Source organism: Aetokthonos hydrillicola CCALA 1050 (genome assembly GCF_017591665.1).
Taxonomy (GTDB): Bacteria; Cyanobacteriota; Cyanobacteriia; order Cyanobacteriales; family Nostocaceae; genus Aetokthonos; species Aetokthonos hydrillicola.
The window spans coordinates 1-1,712 of sequence record NZ_JAAKGC010000361.1 but is presented as its reverse complement, the minus strand read 5'-3'; the positions used below and the strand labels follow the sequence as shown (position 1 = coordinate 1,712).

The 1,712-nt window shown below is 35.2% G+C and carries 1 protein-coding gene; it reads left to right on the top strand.

Translation table 11 applies throughout. The annotated features are described in order from the left end of the window. The first annotated feature begins 806 nt into the window (after positions 1 to 806). Positions 807 to 1,580, top strand: a complete 774-nt coding sequence (locus G4P69_RS37930; RefSeq protein ID WP_208345293.1) for an HlyD family secretion protein — start codon at positions 807 to 809, stop codon at positions 1,578 to 1,580. Positions 1,581 to 1,712: the final 132 nt, after the last annotated feature.

Genomic DNA, 1,712 nt, shown 5'->3' with positions numbered 1-1,712 from the left:
GTTTTAGTTTTCGGTAACAAGGAATGCAATTTTTAGGATTAGTTAATCTTTTCTAAGAGTTAGTCATAATGCTATATTAATGGAAGATTCATCAACGCTCTAAAACACAATATTTGAGGTAGTTAGAGTAGTTTTAGTGAGGGGTTTAACCCCTCAATTGATAACAATTAGGAGAGTGAATGTATGGTCAAACCCTCTAATTTAAATCAGGAAAAAAAATAAACGATTTTAATATCAAAAAAATCAAAAAAGTAGATGACAATCGGGGATAAAATATAGTATAAATACGAATGTAGGTCTTAAATTTGAAAGATGAATCTTTTTTCTTCAGAATCTCAGAAAAAAAGTATGCAATCTTACTTAAGAACTCACCATTCGACTTTTGGTCGATACAATACAGATATAAAGTTACCAGGGAAAAGGCAAATTAGGAGTTAATAGAAATTGAAGATAACAAAACTGCATCTACCAAAACGCACAAGGAAAGTTTGTTATACTAGCTAGATGAGATCAGAAAAGGTAAATGTTTGTAACTGCTATTACTTTTTCAAACATACATCCCTTGAAGTCACAAAAAGCAGTGTCCGAAGATTGTATAACAGCCAGAATAGTTAATTTCCCTTACTCACCCTTGTGTATATCATTAACTGAGCTAGTCTGAGTAGCGGCGTTAATGTAATGCTGAACTATTAGTGGTTGCTCCTGTATCGGGTGGCTGTTGAACTTCAAAGCAAAGAAAAAGAATTCCAGCGTAGCAGCAAAAGCACTGGAATAAGAAGTCAGGTTTCCGATTATTAGGTCAGTTCATGGACAGAATTATCATATCCAATTCAGTCGAAACTCCCAGACAATCAAATAGCTCAGAAATTAACGTTCATACATCACCGAAGATGGCATTAACCTATGTGAGTAGTATAAATTCAATAGCCGACGGCTCACCAAAAGTACCTACTAACACTCACATTTCCATAGCGAAAAAGCCAAAAAAAGCAAATAAGAACACAGGCAATAATTGGTCTGCATCTTTACAAGTATTGCTACATCAACCACCCTCAAGACTTCCCTATTTTGTCTTGTTAAGTAGCATAGCTTTTTTTACCGGAGTTATAGCTTGGGCTTGGACAGGAAAGATTTTGGAGACTGTTGATCTCCAAGGAGAATTCGTTTCCCTAAAACAAGCTCATGCAATCCAATCACAGTCTTTAAAAGTTCTATCCCTTGAACGCTTCAAAAAAGGAGAAGCTATTGTTGAAATAGCTTTTCAAGATAAACCCCTAATCTTAGTGGCTACTCTACCCGACCAAAAAGTGGGTTTTATCAACCAAAAAGATAAAGTACAAATCACATGGGATAAAAACTTTATCTCTGGAACAGTGATATCTATTCTTCCCTATGCTCAGAATGATGGCAAACTCGGTTTAACTTATAGAGTTGAAGTGGCTTTAGATAATTATGTTGCTGAAAATAAGCAACCTATTAAGCTTCAAGTAGGTAGAACAGGCACTGCAAAAATAATTCACCAAAGCCACATTGCAGATATATTGCTTGAATCAATTCAGCATTTGTCACAAAGTAACTGATATACCAATTTACTTAAATACAGAACAATGAACGCAATCAATCACAGCATTTCGGGCAGTAATGGCAATTTAGAGAAGAAAATGAACCCTGAACAACTTGATAGAATAGTCGATGCTAGTCTTGCAGGGAAG

Bases quoted from the DNA above. Each gene is read 5' to 3' on its own strand.
- G4P69_RS37930 (WP_208345293.1), top strand. From the start codon at position 807: ATGGACAGAATTATCATATCCAATTCAGTCGAAACTCCCAGACAATCA.